This window comes from bacterium SCSIO 12844 (genome assembly GCA_024397935.1).
Lineage (GTDB): Bacteria > Pseudomonadota > Gammaproteobacteria > Francisellales > Francisellaceae > M0027.
In genome coordinates, this window is sequence record CP073743.1 from 1,673,707 (window position 1) to 1,689,203 (window position 15,497).

Annotated in this window: 16 protein-coding genes; 8 read left to right on the plus strand and 8 right to left on the minus strand. The window is 30.4% G+C overall.

Going from position 1 to position 15,497, the window contains the following annotated elements; translation table 11 throughout:
- Nucleotides 1-126: 126 nt before the first annotated feature.
- From dusA to KFE69_07885, 3 genes are all read left to right on the plus strand, one after another.
- The gene (gene dusA, locus KFE69_07875) at nucleotides 127-1,125 is read left to right on the plus strand and encodes a tRNA dihydrouridine(20/20a) synthase DusA (protein ID UTW41432.1); all 999 of its coding nucleotides are present in this window, start codon (nucleotides 127-129) and stop codon (nucleotides 1,123-1,125) included.
- Entirely contained in the window at nucleotides 1,122-1,418 is a 297-nt protein-coding gene (locus KFE69_07880) for a hypothetical protein (protein UTW41433.1), read from the plus strand. The genes dusA and KFE69_07880 overlap by 4 nt, the downstream gene beginning before the upstream one ends.
- A gap of 185 nt (nucleotides 1,419-1,603) precedes the next feature.
- Nucleotides 1,604-2,758, plus strand: a complete 1,155-nt coding sequence (locus KFE69_07885) for a hypothetical protein (protein ID UTW41434.1) — start codon at nucleotides 1,604-1,606, stop codon at nucleotides 2,756-2,758.
- A gap of 11 nt (nucleotides 2,759-2,769) precedes the next feature.
- Here KFE69_07885 and KFE69_07890 read toward each other — a convergent pair whose 3' ends face one another.
- The 3 genes from KFE69_07890 to KFE69_07900 all read right to left on the minus strand — a co-directional run bounded on the left by KFE69_07890 (nucleotide 2,770) and on the right by KFE69_07900 (nucleotide 5,935).
- On the minus strand, nucleotides 2,770-3,945 hold the full coding sequence (locus KFE69_07890) for a dipeptidyl aminopeptidase (protein ID UTW41435.1): 1,176 nt from the start codon (nucleotides 3,943-3,945) through the stop codon (nucleotides 2,770-2,772).
- 54 nt (nucleotides 3,946-3,999) lie between these two features.
- Entirely contained in the window at nucleotides 4,000-5,136 is a 1,137-nt protein-coding gene (ald, locus tag KFE69_07895; protein UTW44036.1) for an alanine dehydrogenase, read from the minus strand.
- A gap of 178 nt (nucleotides 5,137-5,314) precedes the next feature.
- Nucleotides 5,315-5,935, minus strand: coding sequence for a threonylcarbamoyl-AMP synthase (locus KFE69_07900; protein ID UTW41436.1), 621 nt, complete (start codon nucleotides 5,933-5,935; stop codon nucleotides 5,315-5,317).
- Nucleotides 5,936-6,018: 83 nt separating this feature from the next.
- Here KFE69_07900 and KFE69_07905 point away from each other — a divergent pair, with 83 nt between their 5' ends.
- On the plus strand, nucleotides 6,019-6,558 hold the full coding sequence (locus KFE69_07905; protein UTW41437.1) for a septation protein A: 540 nt from the start codon (nucleotides 6,019-6,021) through the stop codon (nucleotides 6,556-6,558).
- Between the two features lie 112 nt (nucleotides 6,559-6,670).
- Entirely contained in the window at nucleotides 6,671-8,314 is a 1,644-nt protein-coding gene (locus KFE69_07910; GenBank protein ID UTW41438.1) for an APC family permease, read from the plus strand.
- A 9-nt stretch (nucleotides 8,315-8,323) separates the two neighbouring features.
- Here KFE69_07910 and KFE69_07915 read toward each other — a convergent pair whose 3' ends face one another.
- The 3 genes from KFE69_07915 to KFE69_07925 all read right to left on the minus strand — a co-directional run bounded on the left by KFE69_07915 (nucleotide 8,324) and on the right by KFE69_07925 (nucleotide 10,657).
- A complete protein-coding gene (locus KFE69_07915) occupies nucleotides 8,324-8,701 on the minus strand; it encodes a VOC family protein (protein ID UTW41439.1) in 378 nt (125 codons plus the stop codon).
- A gap of 92 nt (nucleotides 8,702-8,793) precedes the next feature.
- A complete protein-coding gene (locus KFE69_07920) occupies nucleotides 8,794-9,669 on the minus strand; it encodes a hypothetical protein (GenBank protein ID UTW41440.1) in 876 nt (291 codons plus the stop codon).
- A gap of 130 nt (nucleotides 9,670-9,799) precedes the next feature.
- The gene (locus KFE69_07925; protein ID UTW41441.1) at nucleotides 9,800-10,657 is read right to left on the minus strand and encodes a pirin family protein; all 858 of its coding nucleotides are present in this window, start codon (nucleotides 10,655-10,657) and stop codon (nucleotides 9,800-9,802) included.
- Nucleotides 10,658-10,833: 176 nt separating this feature from the next.
- Here KFE69_07925 and KFE69_07930 point away from each other — a divergent pair, with 176 nt between their 5' ends.
- On the plus strand, nucleotides 10,834-11,211 hold the full coding sequence (locus KFE69_07930) for a hypothetical protein (protein ID UTW41442.1): 378 nt from the start codon (nucleotides 10,834-10,836) through the stop codon (nucleotides 11,209-11,211).
- 63 nt (nucleotides 11,212-11,274) lie between these two features.
- Nucleotides 11,275-12,345 carry a tRNA epoxyqueuosine(34) reductase QueG gene (queG, locus tag KFE69_07935; protein UTW41443.1) on the plus strand — a complete coding sequence of 357 codons (1,071 nt, stop codon included), beginning with the start codon at nucleotides 11,275-11,277 and terminating at the stop codon, nucleotides 12,343-12,345.
- Between the two features lie 70 nt (nucleotides 12,346-12,415).
- Here the strand turns inward: queG and KFE69_07940 are convergent, their stop codons facing one another.
- Entirely contained in the window at nucleotides 12,416-13,528 is a 1,113-nt protein-coding gene (locus KFE69_07940) for an ATP-binding protein (protein ID UTW41444.1), read from the minus strand.
- A gap of 100 nt (nucleotides 13,529-13,628) precedes the next feature.
- Nucleotides 13,629-14,444 carry a hypothetical protein gene (locus tag KFE69_07945; protein UTW41445.1) on the minus strand — a complete coding sequence of 272 codons (816 nt, stop codon included), beginning with the start codon at nucleotides 14,442-14,444 and terminating at the stop codon, nucleotides 13,629-13,631.
- Nucleotides 14,445-14,521: 77 nt separating this feature from the next.
- On the opposite strand from KFE69_07945, the gene KFE69_07950 reads away from it, so the two are divergent.
- The gene (locus tag KFE69_07950) at nucleotides 14,522-15,259 is read left to right on the plus strand and encodes a hypothetical protein (GenBank protein UTW41446.1); all 738 of its coding nucleotides are present in this window, start codon (nucleotides 14,522-14,524) and stop codon (nucleotides 15,257-15,259) included.
- The last annotated feature ends 238 nt before the right edge of the window (nucleotides 15,260-15,497 follow it).

Below are 15,497 nucleotides of genomic sequence, written 5' to 3' on the forward strand. Positions count from 1 at the left end.
TATTGGGAAAAGAATAAGAAAATTAGATCATTATTCTAAACTTTATATCGACTATTTTCAATTTGTGCGTATCATTCTTTATAGGTATTATGCTTATTAAAAATGAAGGTGTAATTAGAAATACTAATGGCTATTAATTCTAATGAACAAAATATAAGAAAGATTACTATAGCACCAATGATGGATTGGACAGATCGTCATTATCGCTATTTTATGCGTCTTATTTCAAAATATTGCATGCTTTATACTGAAATGGTCACAACTGGCGCAATATTAAATAATAAAGATGACAAACGTTTTTTAGCTTATGATACTTGTGAACACCCAATCACACTTCAATTAGGTGGCAATAATATAAACGATCTAGTTGAATGCACAAAAATAGCCGAAGATCATGGTTATGATGAAGTCAATTTAAATGTAGGCTGTCCTAGTGATCGAGTATCTTCAGGAGAATTTGGTTTATCGTTAATGGCTAAACCTCAACTCGTTGCAGAATGTATTGATGCGATGAAACAAGCTGTATCAATTCCAATTTCAGTTAAAATGCGCACAGGTTTTGATCATGAGGACAGCTTTGAGCAATTACATCATTTTGTTGATTTATTAAATCAAATAAATATTAACTATATCTGTATTCATGCACGCAAAGGCTGGCTGCGCGGATTAAGCCCTAAAGAAAATCGAACCGTTCCACCACTTAACTATGATACCGTTTATCAAATTAAACAACTCTACCCTCACCTACCAATTGGTATTAATGGTGGTATTACAACACTAACAGAAGCTGAAAATCACCTTCAATCCGTTGATAGTGTTATGATTGGTAGAGCTGCTTATAATACACCTTATTTATTTTCAGATGTTGATCAACGTTTTTATAATGAACATGCACATATACCTGAGCGTATGGAAATCATGGAAAACTTCTTTCCTTATGTTGAGAAAGAATTACAAAATGGTACAAGGTTGCACCATATTACCCGACATATTTTAGGCTTATTTCAGGGCATTCCTGGTGCAAGAGCATTTAGACGATACTTAAGTGAACATGCACCAACAGTTAGTGATATTGCAATTCTTAAAAATGCATTAAATTTAATTTCAGGGGAAGATGTTGCATGATTTTACATATACTTAACTCAACATCACAAAAAGCATTAAACAACTTAGAAAGTGTAATTAATCACAATGATGCACTTATTTTAATAGAAGATGCAATATACCTACCTTACTTTTACACTGATTTATTAAAGCCTTTTAAAGAATTTTCTATTTATCTTTTAGATAGTGATGCAAAAGCACGCGGAATTAATCAAGAGTTAAACTGTGATATTTTTTCTTTTGTACTGGCGGATTACGCCCAATTTGTAATACTTTGTTGTCAATATGATAAAACGATTAGCTGGTGTAAGTAACTACTTCTTTAAAAAGAATATCTAAAAATATCCTACTTACTTTTTAATTTTTTTAAAGTATTAATTTCATAAAACTTTTCAAGTTAAATCAATGAAATATTTCTAAGTTTTATTAATAGCTATATATTTAGTATCATAATTATATGACATTTTATAATCATACAAACTTTATAAAAAGGAAAATAATGAAAAAGGAATATTTTTTGTATGCACTAGCAGGAATAGCAGCATCTTTGACAACTATTTACCTATATAAAAAACTAAATAAAAAAGAAAAACCTATTGATAACTTACTGATTACTTGTACTGATACCTTGCAGTTATCAAACTTCAAACAATTAGTTCTACTTGTTGAAGATGAATCATTTCATAAAAAATATCATAATCTTTTAAAATTATTCGAAGAACATAATAAAAATGATGCTTTTTTAATTAAACTTGAGGCTGATAAAAGAAATTTAATCAATATCAAAAATAATCCTATATTTAGATACTCATCTATGTTTAGAAGACCATATTTAACTCAAATGATCCATAATTTTTCACAAGAAATAAAACAAAATTCAATTGAAATTATGGCTTATTTAGATGATAAAATGTTTATGAATGATTTGAAAAATGAATTAAAAAAACAAGGTGTTTTATTTATCCCTTACACAACCAAATATTCTGTAATGAAAGCCTACCAACATATTTCAGATGAACTACAAAAACATAAATTTAAAGACTTAAACTTCTTATGCTGGTCACACGGTCATGGCACACCTTTTTATCATTTTGCTAATTTATCAGCCATACTTGTAAAAGATATATTAAACCAATTAAATGATCGTGATATTACGGCTAAAGTAATCTTACTGGGAAGCTGTTTTAGTGCATCTTTTCTAACTAACTTTTCTCAAGTGCAATCAGAAAAAAGTATTGTGCTATCTCATTCTGGGCCAAGTACAAATGATTATTTATCAACACTCACTTATTTCCTACTTAGAAAAAATTGGCTTCACTCAACTAACATAAATGATCAATACCAGCATTTATTAAAACTAAACCCAATCAATTACTCCGATGAAGATGAGTCTCAGTGTATTACAATTGGTGATCAAACGTTTACAGGAGATGTAATACAAAGACAACCACATATGTGTAATGATGATTTACTGATGATTAAATTGATTAATCAATTTAATCAAGCGCAGATTATTAACTTAAGCCAAAAAGAATTTGTAAATTTAGCAAATATAATGGTTAGTCAATTGTTTGAAGATGAACTATCTAAAAATGAATTATTATTTTATCAGCAGCAATCTTCTTCTACCCCGCAAAACCAAATGACTTGTTAACTGATAAAAAACTAAATTACTTTTTTAATCCATTCGAACATTTTGGCATAAAATATTTTTGGCGCTAACGGTTGGCAATGCCCTCCAGTTGCCTCTTGTTGCTTAAATTGATAGTATTCTTTTTCAACTGTTAATTGATCATAAAATTTTATAGCTTGTCCTTTTGATAAATATTCCTCTTCATTATCAAATACCATTGTAGAGGATGTGATATTCTTAATTTCATCATAAACATCATAGTCTTTTAATATTGAACAAAAATCTTTATAGCCATCAACACCATAACGCCATAATCTGCTATTAAACATAAATTTTAAATCTTTATCTGATGTTTGACTTAAAGTATCTTCAATCGCTTTATATAAGGGGATGTTGCCTGCTTTCCCTTTTAAAAATGAATTTTCTACATTATCTAGCATACCGTATTGTGCTGGATCTAATACGATTGCTTTTAATCTTTTCTCTTTTGTTGCTGCCTTTGCCGCTAAATAGCCACCAAAACTTTTTCCATAATAAATAATATTATTCATATCAATAGAAGCATAATTACTGAGTTGGTCTATGACTGTTTTGATCACTTCATCCCAATTAGGTGTAAATGGCGTGCCTTGTAATCGCAATACACTACCTTGACCAGGCCCTTCAAATGTTAAACAGTGATAACCTCTAATATAAGCTTCATAAGCAGTTGTAAATGCTTCTTCTTTGGTACCATCACCACCTGCACAATTAATAATAATGGGACGTTGAGTATTTAAATCCGGCTGTAAATATAAATAAGCTGGTAGATTAATATTTTTATAAGGTATATTAATAATTTCATAGTTTAAATTAGAAAATTTTAAAGCTTTATTAAAAGCAGTAATACTGCTTTCAAGCAATGAATCTATACGCTTATCAGAAGGATTATCTTCAAGGAAAAAATATGCAGCTCTATAATAAGTAGAAGCTCTTAAATAAGCACCATAAGCACTATTACGCTCATTTCTATCATCATAGAATACTGCAAGTTTATGTGTATCTTCAGCTAAAGTAAACCATGCGTCATACCATGTATTAAAGTTAGCTGAATTAAGCTTCTCAGTTATAGAAAAGCAATCACTTAATTCAGCTGCTTGATAGTTAATTTGCCCCAGAACTCGCACAAACTGTGCATTAAAAAGTTTTCCTTTAACAAACTCTATCACTTATTATTCTTCCTTAAAAATAAAGATAATGTTCAAATAAAACACCAAGGTAGCCTAAACCTCACAAACATCCGTTTGTGAAATTGCTTCTTTTGCATCTACATATTGATAATCTAAAGCTTCAGCTACTGCTTGGCATGTAATTTGGCCATGGTGCACATTTAAACCATTTCTTAAGTGTTCATCATTTAATAATGCTTTTTTATATCCTTGATTTGCAAGTTTAAGCACAAATGGTAATGTTGCATTATTAAGTGCTAAAGTAGAAGTTCTCGCAACTGCGCCTGGCATATTTGCTACACAGTAATGCACAACATCTTCTTCTACAAATGTAGGATCATCATGTGTAGTTGCCTTAGATGTTTCAAAACAACCACCTTGGTCAATTGCTACATCAACTAACACTGCACCTTTTTTCATCTTTTTAAGCATATCTCTAGTCACTAATTTTGGAGCTGCTGCGCCTGGAATTAATACTGCACCAACAACAAGTTCAGCATTTGTAACATAATGTTCAAGATTTTCCTGAGTAGAGTAAATTGTATTTAATTTAGGGCCAAAGTAATCATCCAATTCTTTTAAGCGATCTAGTGAACGCTCAAGAACCGTTACACGAGCTTCCATACCAATAGCCATACGAATAGCATTTAAACCAACAATACCACCACCAATGACAACCACATGTGCAGGCTCAACACCAGGGACACCACCTAATAATACACCACAGCCTCCTTGAGCTCTTTCAAGACAATGTGCGCCTGCCTGAATAGATAAACGCCCTGCAACTTCACTCATAGGTGTTAATAGCGGTAAACGACCAAATCTATCCGTTACTGTCTCATAAGCAATTGCAACAGAATTTGATTGAATTAGCAGTTCAGTTTGTTGTGGATCTGGTGCTAAGTGAAGATAAGTAAATAATATTTGCCCCTCTCTTAACATTTTACACTCATTAGGCTGAGGCTCTTTAACTTTAACAATCATTTCAGCACGTGAAAAAATCTCTGCTGCTGTATCAATAATTTCAGCACCTGCATCACGGTATAAATGATCATGAAAGCCAATTGCTTCACCTGCATTTTTTTCTATCATTACTTTATGTCCATGATGAACTAATTCACGTACACTTCCAGGTGTAAGACCAACACGGTATTCACGATTCTTAATTTCTTTGGGTACACCAATAATCATTGACATTATGCTCCTTACTGTTTAGTTAATGCATCATTTAAAATTGACACCTATTGTGCGATGAAGTTTAAACTTTGAAAAGAAAAATATAAACATATAGAAAAATCTTTTTTAAAACAGATAGATCAATGCTATTTTTTTGTGCAGTAGCGTTAAAATTGAATAAAAATTAGTTTATTTATTCAAACACTGAAACATCACCACTGCCATAACGTAAAATTTCATAAGGAGAAACGGATAAATCAATTACAGTAGTTGGCTCATAACCACAATAACCACAGTCTAAAATATAGTTTAAATCATTATTCAAATGCTCAGTAACATCTTCTGCATATATTAACGGTTCTTTTCCACCAGGCAATATTAGAGTTGTACTTAAAATAGGTTCACCTAATGTTTCACTTAATGCTAAAGGTATTGGGTGATCTGGAATCCGAATACCTACCGTTTTCTTTGATTTATTTAACATCAAAGTTGGTACTTTTGATGTAGCAGCTAAAATAAATGTATAGCTTCCAGGCGTTGAGCGCTTTAATAATCGATAAGTTGGATTATCTACTCGAGCATAAACTGATATTTCAGATAAATCTCGACAAATTAATGTAAAATTATGTTTATCATCCAATTTGCGAATTTTTTTGATTCTTTGTAATGGTTTTTTTAGTCCCATTTTGCAGCCTAGTGCATAGCCCGAATCAGTTGGATATGCAATGACAGCCCCTTCTTTTAAAGAGTCGGCTATCTCATCTAGTAACCTTTGTTGAGGTTTATTTGCATTAATTTCTATAAATTGACTCATGCAACTATCCTGAAAATCATTTACAATGCTTAATTAAAGAAAATGCATTGTAGCATTATATGAATAAGAATTAGAGGTAATTTATGAAGAAAGTGCTGTTTGATTTTTTCCCAGTTATTATATTTTTCATTTTTTTTAAACTTAAGAATATTTTTATTGCAACAGGTGCTTTGATGATTGCATCATGCATCCAAATTGGCTATCTATATTATAAATATAAAAAAATTGAAGCAAAGCATATAATCACACTTGTTTTAGTACTTGTCTTTGGCGGTGCAACAATTTACTTCCATGATGCACGGTTTATCCAATGGAAAGTGTCAATTATTAATTGGCTTTTTGGGGTTATCCTATTAGTGTCCCCTTATTTATTTAAAAAATCAGCAATGGAATATCTACTTGCAGATGATTTATCACTACCCAAAAAAGTTTGGACAAAGTTAAATCATATGTGGGCTATCTTCTTTATTATCATAGGTTTTTTAAATTTATATGTAATGTTTAACTTCTCTGAAGATGCCTGGGTTAACTTTAAAACATTTGGTCTTATGATACTAATTATAATTTTCTGTATAATTCAAAGTTTATTTCTTTATAAGCATATTGAACATAACAAAAAGTAGCTTAAAATGTCTGGTTATTTGATTTTTGTCATATTACATCATGCAAAGGATTTGCTAGTTATCAAAATTTGCTATATAACTGATGCAAATAATTTTTTCAAGGATGTGTGATATGGCAAAACGCTCAGTTACATTTTATGGGTTGCTCTTCTCTTCGATAAGTGCAATTTTAGGTTCAGGCTGGTTATTTTCAGCTTACTATACTAGTCAGTTGGCAGGACCAGCTGCGATGGTATCATGGATTATTGGTGGTGCGCTTGTAATTATTATCGCCTTTGTATTTGCTGAATTATGTTCAATGATACCGATTACAGGTTCTAGCACTAGGATTCCCCACTTTACTCATGGTACTTTAGTCAGCTATACATTTGCTTGGTTAATATGGTTATCATATTTAACTTTAGTACCAACTGAAGTTCAGGCAATGATTCAATATTTAGCCTTTTATTATCCAACGCTGTTAAATTCAGATGCCTCTTTAACAACTTCAGGTTTTGAAATAGCCGCTGTTTTATTACTATTTGTTTCTATTATTAATGTCTATTCATTACGCTGGCTAGTTAGAGTAAATAGTTTTTTAACTGTGATTAAAATTATTATTCCATTGGCAATTAGTGCTGTTTTACTTTATTTCTTCTTCTCATTTGACCAAGTAACACACCCAGCTAATACAAATTTTGCGCCATTTGGTTTTACTGGTATTTTTGCTGCAATTTCTTCAGGGGGAATTGTTTTTGCATTTAATGGCTTTAAAGTTGCAGCTGAAATGGCAGGTGAAGCTAAGCGACCTAAAGTTACAGTACCTTTAGCTATTGTTGGTTCAGTAGTTGTTTGTGTTTTAGTTTATTTATTACTGCAATCAGCATTCTTATCAGCCTTACCCAATAATATTTTAAGTAATGGTTGGGAGCATTTAAATATTAAAGATCAATTTGGCCCCTTTGCAACCATTGCAAAAATAAATAACTTAAATCCATTATTAATCTTAATATTTATCGGCGCTATAATTGGCCCATTTGCTGCAGCTTTAATGTATGCAAATAGTGCAGCAAGATCATTATATGGCATGAGTAGCAATGGTTATTTGCCTTCTATCTTTATGAAAGTATCACCTGAAGGTAATCCAGTCTTTGCAATTATTGTTAACTTCTTTTTAGGACTTTTATTTTTTGCGCCATTACCTGGTTGGAATAGTATGGCTTCTTTTTTAACTTCTTTAATGGCGTTAACATACTCTATTGCACCAATTAGTCTTTATACACTAAGAAAGCGCTTACCTGATTACCCACGTCCATTTAAATTAATTATTGGCAGAATTTGGTCATTAGCAGCATTATATGCTTGTACAGTAATGGTTTATTGGAGTGGCTGGCATATTGTATCAAAGGCTGGCTTTGTTATCATAGCAGGCCTTGTCATACTATGCATTCATCAATTATTAAAACGAAACAATCATAAAAAATTAAAATGGAATGTATATGAATCAATTTGGTTGTGGATTTACTTTATTGGTATTACGCTAATCTCTTATTTAGGTAATTATGGTGAAGGTTCGTTACATTATTTAAGCCAAACACAAGTTTATTTAGTTACATTAGTTTTATGCATAGTTTCATTACATTTAGCATATAAAATGAGTTTAAAATCTAAAGTTATTCAAGAACAAATTGAAGCAAATATTGCATCACAAAAATCAGTTGATGAATATTTAGAAAAACATTTAAAAGTCGGCAAATTTAAAAAGTCACGGGCTTAAAAGTGATAATTATTCGGAGTGTAGAGCCATTTTATTTCCTTCACTATCTAAAATAACAGCTCGATATCCATACTCTCCTAACGCTTGAACTTCTTCTATTACTGTACCACCATATTCTTCAACTTGATCTAGTGCATCTTCAATTCTACCATTGACATTTAGATAAATTAAAACACCGTGTTCAGCACTAATTGCATTCTCTTGCGGCATTAGACACGCGCCATTACCTTTATCATGATAGAAAACTGCTAAATCATTGCCTTCAAAACTCATTATTTCAATATCAACATCTAAAACTCGTTGATAAAATTCACATGCTCGCTTTAAATCAGCAACGGGTATATCACACCAAACAACATAATTAGACGCTATGTTTGTTTCAGACATTAGATTCGCTCCTTTTTTACTCCATACTATGAAGCGTAGCGAATAATGTCGTATTTAACAATTTAATTATAACTGATACTTTAAATTTTAAATTACATCACTACACATATCTGTTTTTGATTTGGTTTAGGTTGATGATTATTAAACAGTTTTGGGGTATCTTGTTGTTGCTTTTCTTTTTCTATAAGCAGCTTGTTTTCTTCAATTTCTGGTAAACATGCTATTGGTTGCTGTATAGGAAAGGCTGAATTCCTCAATTTATCATGATCAATAAGATGGGCACATTCAGTAGGAAAATCTTGCCAACAACTAAATTGACTAGATATACTTTGAATGATTGTACGAACATTATCTGCTTGACCATTATTTCTAAGCTCGTCAATATGGCTTATTTTATCTGGTAGATTAACTACCAATTGTATATCTGCCCATGGGTCTGATAAAACAACATTACCTTCCTCATTCCTTGATACAACAAAATCATGTGAGCTACCTAATGAGAACACACGTGACTCTATACCTATTTCATTTAATCTATCAGCTAATAAAGAAGCTTGTACAGTACAGTTTGCATAACTTAAGCTTTTAATTTTTTCATGATAATCACTTACAGATACGCTACCTTTTCTATACTCAATTCCTGTATCATCATAATAATTAAATAATGTAAACATAAACATCTGTTTATCTTGATGTTCAGCAAAAATTTCAGGATCCATTCCTCTCTCAAGCACTTGAGTTAAGCATTGTTGATAGCGATCTATTTCCATAGTCATTTCATCTTGATTAAGTAAATCAATACTCTCTATAGCACTTTGCAGCAATTTATTAAAATTAGTTTTGTATTGTATTAATCTTTCATGGTTTGGGAAGTTACTAGTATCCATTTCAGCTCCAGTCCTACTCAAATTAAAAGATTTAACAATTTCTTTTCTTTGTTGATCGATTAAATCATAAATTTTTGGCATAGACGCAACCTCCGATTAAAAAATACTTGATTATTTTAAATTTACATAATTATATGCTAACGTCAACTCCTAATTTTTATAAAATTTAGAAAGCCTAAAATTTACTGTTAAAAATAACTGTGAATTTATACTATTCAGGCAAAGGAATAAATTCACTATTATCATTTGGTATTAGCGAAAATTTCATATTTTTCCAATCAGATTTAGCTTTTTCAATACGCTCTTTGCGACTTGAGATAAAGTTCCATTCGATATAACGATGACCTAGCTTATCACCACCAATTAATACAACTAATGCTGATGTTACTGCTAAAATATCATTGATGGTATTTTCTTTGAAAATAACCATTTCATTAGAACTAACTAATTGATTATCAATTTTAACTTCTCCGGATACCACATACACTGCTAACTCTTCTACTTGTGGAAGATATAAAATTTTATCTTCAGGAATTTGAGCTTCAGCATATAGCGTTTTAGAAAATGTCTTCACCGGTGATTTAGCGCCGTAGGCTTGACCAATCATAACACGTATCGGAATATCATTTTCTACTAATTTAGGTAATTCACTAGCTGAATAGTGATGAAATGAAGGATCAATTTCTTCAAAACTTTCTGGTAATGCATGCCAAAGTTGTAAACCATGTAACTTATGATTAGAGTTTTTTATAATCTCTCTTTCTCGCTCTGAATGAACAATTCCTTTACCTGCAATCATTAAGTTAATATCACCTGGGTAAATACTTTGTTGATTACCTAAAGAATCTTGATGAAAAATCTCACCTTCAAATAAATAAGTCACTGTTGCTAAATTTATATGAGGATGAGGCCTTACATTAATACCCTCACCAGGAGAAAAATTTACTGGTCCAAAATGATCAAAGAAAATCCATGGGCCAATCATTAATTGATTACGACTTGGTAATAGCCTTTTAACGCTGAACCCTCCTAGGTTCTTTTCTTTTGGTTTAATAATTTGTTTGATCATAGAAGTACACTTTTAAATTAACAATTTTAATTTTTATTATAGATATAATTTTTAATCATTTATCTAAATGGTATAAATAATTTTATTTCAAGATCAAGGATAGAAAGCATTGCTTTTTATATTTAAATATTGATAATAGCAATCTTGTTGATATTAACATATAAGAGCTATTTGCCATGAAATATAATATTAGAATTACAAATTATATCTATTTGAATGAGTTATTAAAAAAAAATCAAGAAGCTAATAAAAATAGTCTAGATAAATTATATGAAATTAGTTTTTGTGACAAAAATTTTTTAATTTCACTTAATCTGCTAAATATACTTAAAAGCGTAGCACTCACGATAGAATTAAATGGTAAAATATTTATTAATCAAGCGGATATAAACTATAAATGTTTTAGTATAAACATTGGAGATGCACTTGAAAGCCATGGTTATTTTCATTCATATGGTGATACACCTGAACATTTATTTCATCAAAATGACTTAAGACAATCACAAGAAAGTTTGCTTACTCATTGCCAAACAGAAATGAATTCAGTATATTAAAATTTGACTCTAAGTTATTATTTAGCTATATTTCTTTTCAAATAATTAAATATTACTGCTCTAGTGACAGAAACAGAACTTATTCAGCTTTGGCAACTAATCAAAGAAAAATCGCGATCACTTGGATTTTCAAATATTAGTATAACTGATTGTGATTTAAGCCGATATGTAATTCATTTTAATAACTGGTTGAGTCAAAACTACCATGGTAGTATGAATTATATGACCAACCACTATGAAAAACGCATTCACCCAGAGCAACTAGTTGAAGGAACTCAACGTGTTATTGTTGTTACTGTCCCCTATTTAACAGAAAAATATGATCTTAAAGAAACAATAACTAATTTAAATAGTCCATCAGAACAAGCAATGATTTCACGTTATGCTTGGGGGCGAGATTATCACAAAGTGATACGTAAACGTTTAGGAAAATTAGCTGAATATATTAGTTCTTTCTTTCCTAATCACCATTATCGAGCATTTACTGATAGTGCGCCGGTATTAGAAAAACCATTAGCTGAAAAAGCTGGCTTAGGTTCCACCGGCAAGCATAGTAATATTTTAAATAAACAAGGTTCATGGTTTTTTTTAGGGGAATTATATACCAATATCCCATTTAAAGCAGAGAATGTAACTGAGCCTGAAGACTTATGTGGTAAATGCAAAGCATGTATTAGTATCTGCCCAACCAATGCAATCGTTGCACCTAAAGTAGTTAATGCCAGTCGTTGTATTTCATATTTAACGATTGAAAATAAAGGCCCTATTCCTATTGAATTTAGGAAAGCAATTGGAAATAGAGTTTATGGCTGTGATGATTGTCAATTAGCCTGTCCTTGGAACCGCTATGCTAAATTAACAACCATTGAAGATTTTAAAATGCGTCATAACTTTAACCAAATTAGCTTATTAGAAGTCTTTCAATGGGATGAGAAAACATTTTTGAAAAAGACAGAAGGCTCAGCAATGCGCAGAGTTGGTTATTTATCTTGGTTGAGAAATGTCGCAGTTGCACTAGGTAATGCATCTTATAACCCTGAAATTATTAAAGCTTTAGAAAGTAAAAAGACGTTAATTTCAGATAAAATGGTACTTGAACATATTAATTGGGCAATAAAGCAGCAAAATATATAAAATTTATATTTTATGGTTTGTATATAACTTTTCCTATTAAAAATTCACCATAGAGTCCTAATATTATTTTTTATGAATTTTCACGTATAAAATATGCAACACATGGATCTAAAACACGATAGTGCTGATTTTCATCCCGATAAATTAAATCTATCTTCATTAGCGCATCTAATGATTTTTGCACCGTTGATGTACCTAGTTTAGTTTTTTGTACAAAACTTTGCCCTAGCGGCTCAGAAGTTGGATTTAAAGCTAATGCAAATAATAGTTTACGACGTGTTAAAGACAGTTGACTTAAATCTTGTGCAATCCATGAACTTTGCTTTTCTGTAAAATCAATCCATGCTTTTTGAATGGATGATAGTGTTGGTGCTTTATCTTCACACCATACTTTTCTGCATAATGCATTAACATAATAAGGATGATGCTCCGTTAAATCTAATATTTCATCAATAACATCATTATCTAAAGTTACACCCCACTCTGAAATAGCTGCATTTTGTAAAAACTGAAAATAAGAATCTTTTGAAATTCGATATATTTCCATTAAATCACATAAATGATATAACGGCCTATTTTTACTGCTAAACATCTCATTAAGCAAATGCCTTATACTACCACAGAAAATGTAACTGACATGATTACTACGCTCAACAGCATGACGTATTGCCGCTTCAACAGCATGGTTTTCTGTTAACTGACCAATTTGTTGAAACTCATCAAAGATTAAAACACAAGACTTATCTGTTTCTCTAGCTAAATGATCTAAAGATAACAACATCTCAGAAATGCTTTTATCACTTGACTGTTTAGAGCTAATTTCAATCTTTGTACCAAAAACATTAAACATCAGTTTAGGCTGATATTCTCTTAATTTATTAATAATTTTAATTAGCTTACTTTCAGCAGTTGAGACCAGTTCTGAAGCAATTTTTGAAACGCCTTCACTAATCACTTTTGTCACATCATCTTGACTTAAAACGAAGAAAAAATCTAAATGTGCACCAGCAATTTTAGATTCATGTAATACTTGAGTTACTAATGACGTTTTTCCATATCTTCTAGGTGCAACCAAAACGATATTTTCATGAGCTTCAATATTTTTTTTCAACATTGAACGTTCGTTCAGTCTATTGCAGAATGCTTTTCCTGTTGCAATTCCTTGAGGAAACCATTGAACCATATATTATTACCTTCTTTGTATTATACTAGTAGTGTAATACAAACTATATAATTAAGCGACTTATTTATTAATTATATCCATATTTAAGGCAAGTTACCTATTATAAAAAATCTTCTAAATGATTACGAGCAAAATTAATTAAATCTGACTTTGTTGTTAACGATAATTTATCTTTAATATGATTTAAATGTGTCTCTATTGTTCTAGGAGAAATATTAAAGTTTTTAGCAATTTCCTTCATAGTAAAACCTTTACCAATTTCATACAAACAATCTAATTCTCTTGCTGTCAAACGAATACCATGATACTGCCCTTCTAAATTAAAAGCTTTAATTTTTGTTTGATTGAGAAACTGATTAAAACGTTGATTATCATTATCAATTTGGTGTTTAACATTTTCTTGAATCAAATAAGGGGTAATCAGTAACTTTTCTTTTTCTAACTGGAGGTTTGGTACTAATTCATTTTTAAAATAAGTAATAAAGCGCCTAAGTAATTTTAAATGGTTGATATAAAAATTCATCATATGACAGTTACTTTCTATCACCCCAAATTGAAACATTTCAAGGTAATGATCATTACTTGAATTAATCCAAGCAATAATATGATCAATATTAAATTCAGTAGATCTTAATTCATTAATCTTCTTAGTCTCAAAATAGTCAAATAAATAAAATGCATTATCTTTTATCTGATCCCATCTAGTTGCGTAAATAACACTATCTTCATAGAGGTCGTGTTTTGTATAGTAATTTATCCAATCATAGCGGTTACTACATTTCAATTCATTACCATTATCATAACGCACATAATAAAGAAAATAATCGGCATCTATTAACTGAAGCAATTGAGTTGTTTTAACAATCACTTCACTATTTTGTGCACTTAAATGTACATCAATTGAATCTGTAGCCATCCGTAATTTTTACTGATTTATTTAATCCATTTTACGGCTATATTACATCTAAATAATTAATATGAGGAGTAAAAATCATGAATAACATAAAAATAACAACATCTCATCCCACTATTGTACCTCAGTATGAATTTTGGGGATTAGGTAAATTATTAACTAAACCTAAGTGTGAGCCACTCAATACAATATCAGACGATTTTTTAAATATTGCTAATCAATTTGTTAATGATGATAACTTTAAGTTATCAACAATAAAGTTTGTTTCTTTTAACACTGATTGTCAAAAGCTAAATGCTATATTAATAAGATATTCCAAACAACCTGAGCATTTAAATGCGGAACATATCAGCATTTTAATTAATCAGTCAACCCATCAACTACTTGGTTTAACTAAACAAATAAAACAATCTCAAAATAAATTACCAACACATAAGCTAGCTTATGAAAAAGCTATCGTTTTTTTAAATCAATATGCTCATGACTTAGTTGCCGAAAAGCCTATATTAAATTTACCAAGTTGCAATTCTGATCAAAGACTAGAATTTAACCCTGTGATTGTAATTGATAATATTCAATTACATTGGATAGACCAACATCAAGAAATAATTACCATTGATAATAAAAAATGCATTATTAATGGTTTAAAAATAAAATGCTATATACCTAAGATTGATCGCTGGGCATGGGTTATTGTAGATTACTATGGTAATATCATAACCTTTGAACGAAATATACATTGGGATTTTAATAAGCATCAACGTTTAACACCCATGTGGCTACATGACCAATGGTTAGTTAATCATAAGCTAGGTTAAATTTTATCATAATTTTACATTTAAAGCATTTTCAAGATAAATATAAAATTCTATCATATTGCTTCTTATTTCAGTTTAACCATGATGAGATATTATGAAAATAAATGTTGAGAATTTAAATATATCTAAACTTGAGAAAAGCCTAAAAAACTTAAAGTTTTTAATTGAACATAATCGCTACAGTCGCGTAAATACAATTTATACAGATCAAAGTATAGAAAGCATAAAGGAAATTTTA

Coding starts and splice junctions, on each gene's coding strand:
- dusA (UTW41432.1), top strand. CDS start 127: ATGGCTATTAATTCTAATGAACAAAATATAAGAAAGATTACTATAGCA.
- KFE69_07880 (UTW41433.1), top strand. CDS start 1,122: ATGATTTTACATATACTTAACTCAACATCACAAAAAGCATTAAACAAC.
- KFE69_07885 (UTW41434.1), top strand. CDS start 1,604: ATGAAAAAGGAATATTTTTTGTATGCACTAGCAGGAATAGCAGCATCT.
- ald (UTW44036.1), bottom strand. CDS start 5,136: ATGATTATTGGTGTACCCAAAGAAATTAAGAATCGTGAATACCGTGTT.
- KFE69_07900 (UTW41436.1), bottom strand. CDS start 5,935: ATGAGTCAATTTATAGAAATTAATGCAAATAAACCTCAACAAAGGTTA.
- KFE69_07905 (UTW41437.1), top strand. CDS start 6,019: ATGAAGAAAGTGCTGTTTGATTTTTTCCCAGTTATTATATTTTTCATT.
- KFE69_07910 (UTW41438.1), top strand. CDS start 6,671: ATGGCAAAACGCTCAGTTACATTTTATGGGTTGCTCTTCTCTTCGATA.
- KFE69_07915 (UTW41439.1), bottom strand. CDS start 8,701: ATGTCTGAAACAAACATAGCGTCTAATTATGTTGTTTGGTGTGATATA.
- KFE69_07920 (UTW41440.1), bottom strand. CDS start 9,669: ATGCCAAAAATTTATGATTTAATCGATCAACAAAGAAAAGAAATTGTT.
- KFE69_07925 (UTW41441.1), bottom strand. CDS start 10,657: ATGATCAAACAAATTATTAAACCAAAAGAAAAGAACCTAGGAGGGTTC.
- KFE69_07930 (UTW41442.1), top strand. CDS start 10,834: ATGAAATATAATATTAGAATTACAAATTATATCTATTTGAATGAGTTA.
- KFE69_07940 (UTW41444.1), bottom strand. CDS start 13,528: ATGGTTCAATGGTTTCCTCAAGGAATTGCAACAGGAAAAGCATTCTGC.
- KFE69_07945 (UTW41445.1), bottom strand. CDS start 14,444: ATGGCTACAGATTCAATTGATGTACATTTAAGTGCACAAAATAGTGAA.
- KFE69_07950 (UTW41446.1), top strand. CDS start 14,522: ATGAATAACATAAAAATAACAACATCTCATCCCACTATTGTACCTCAG.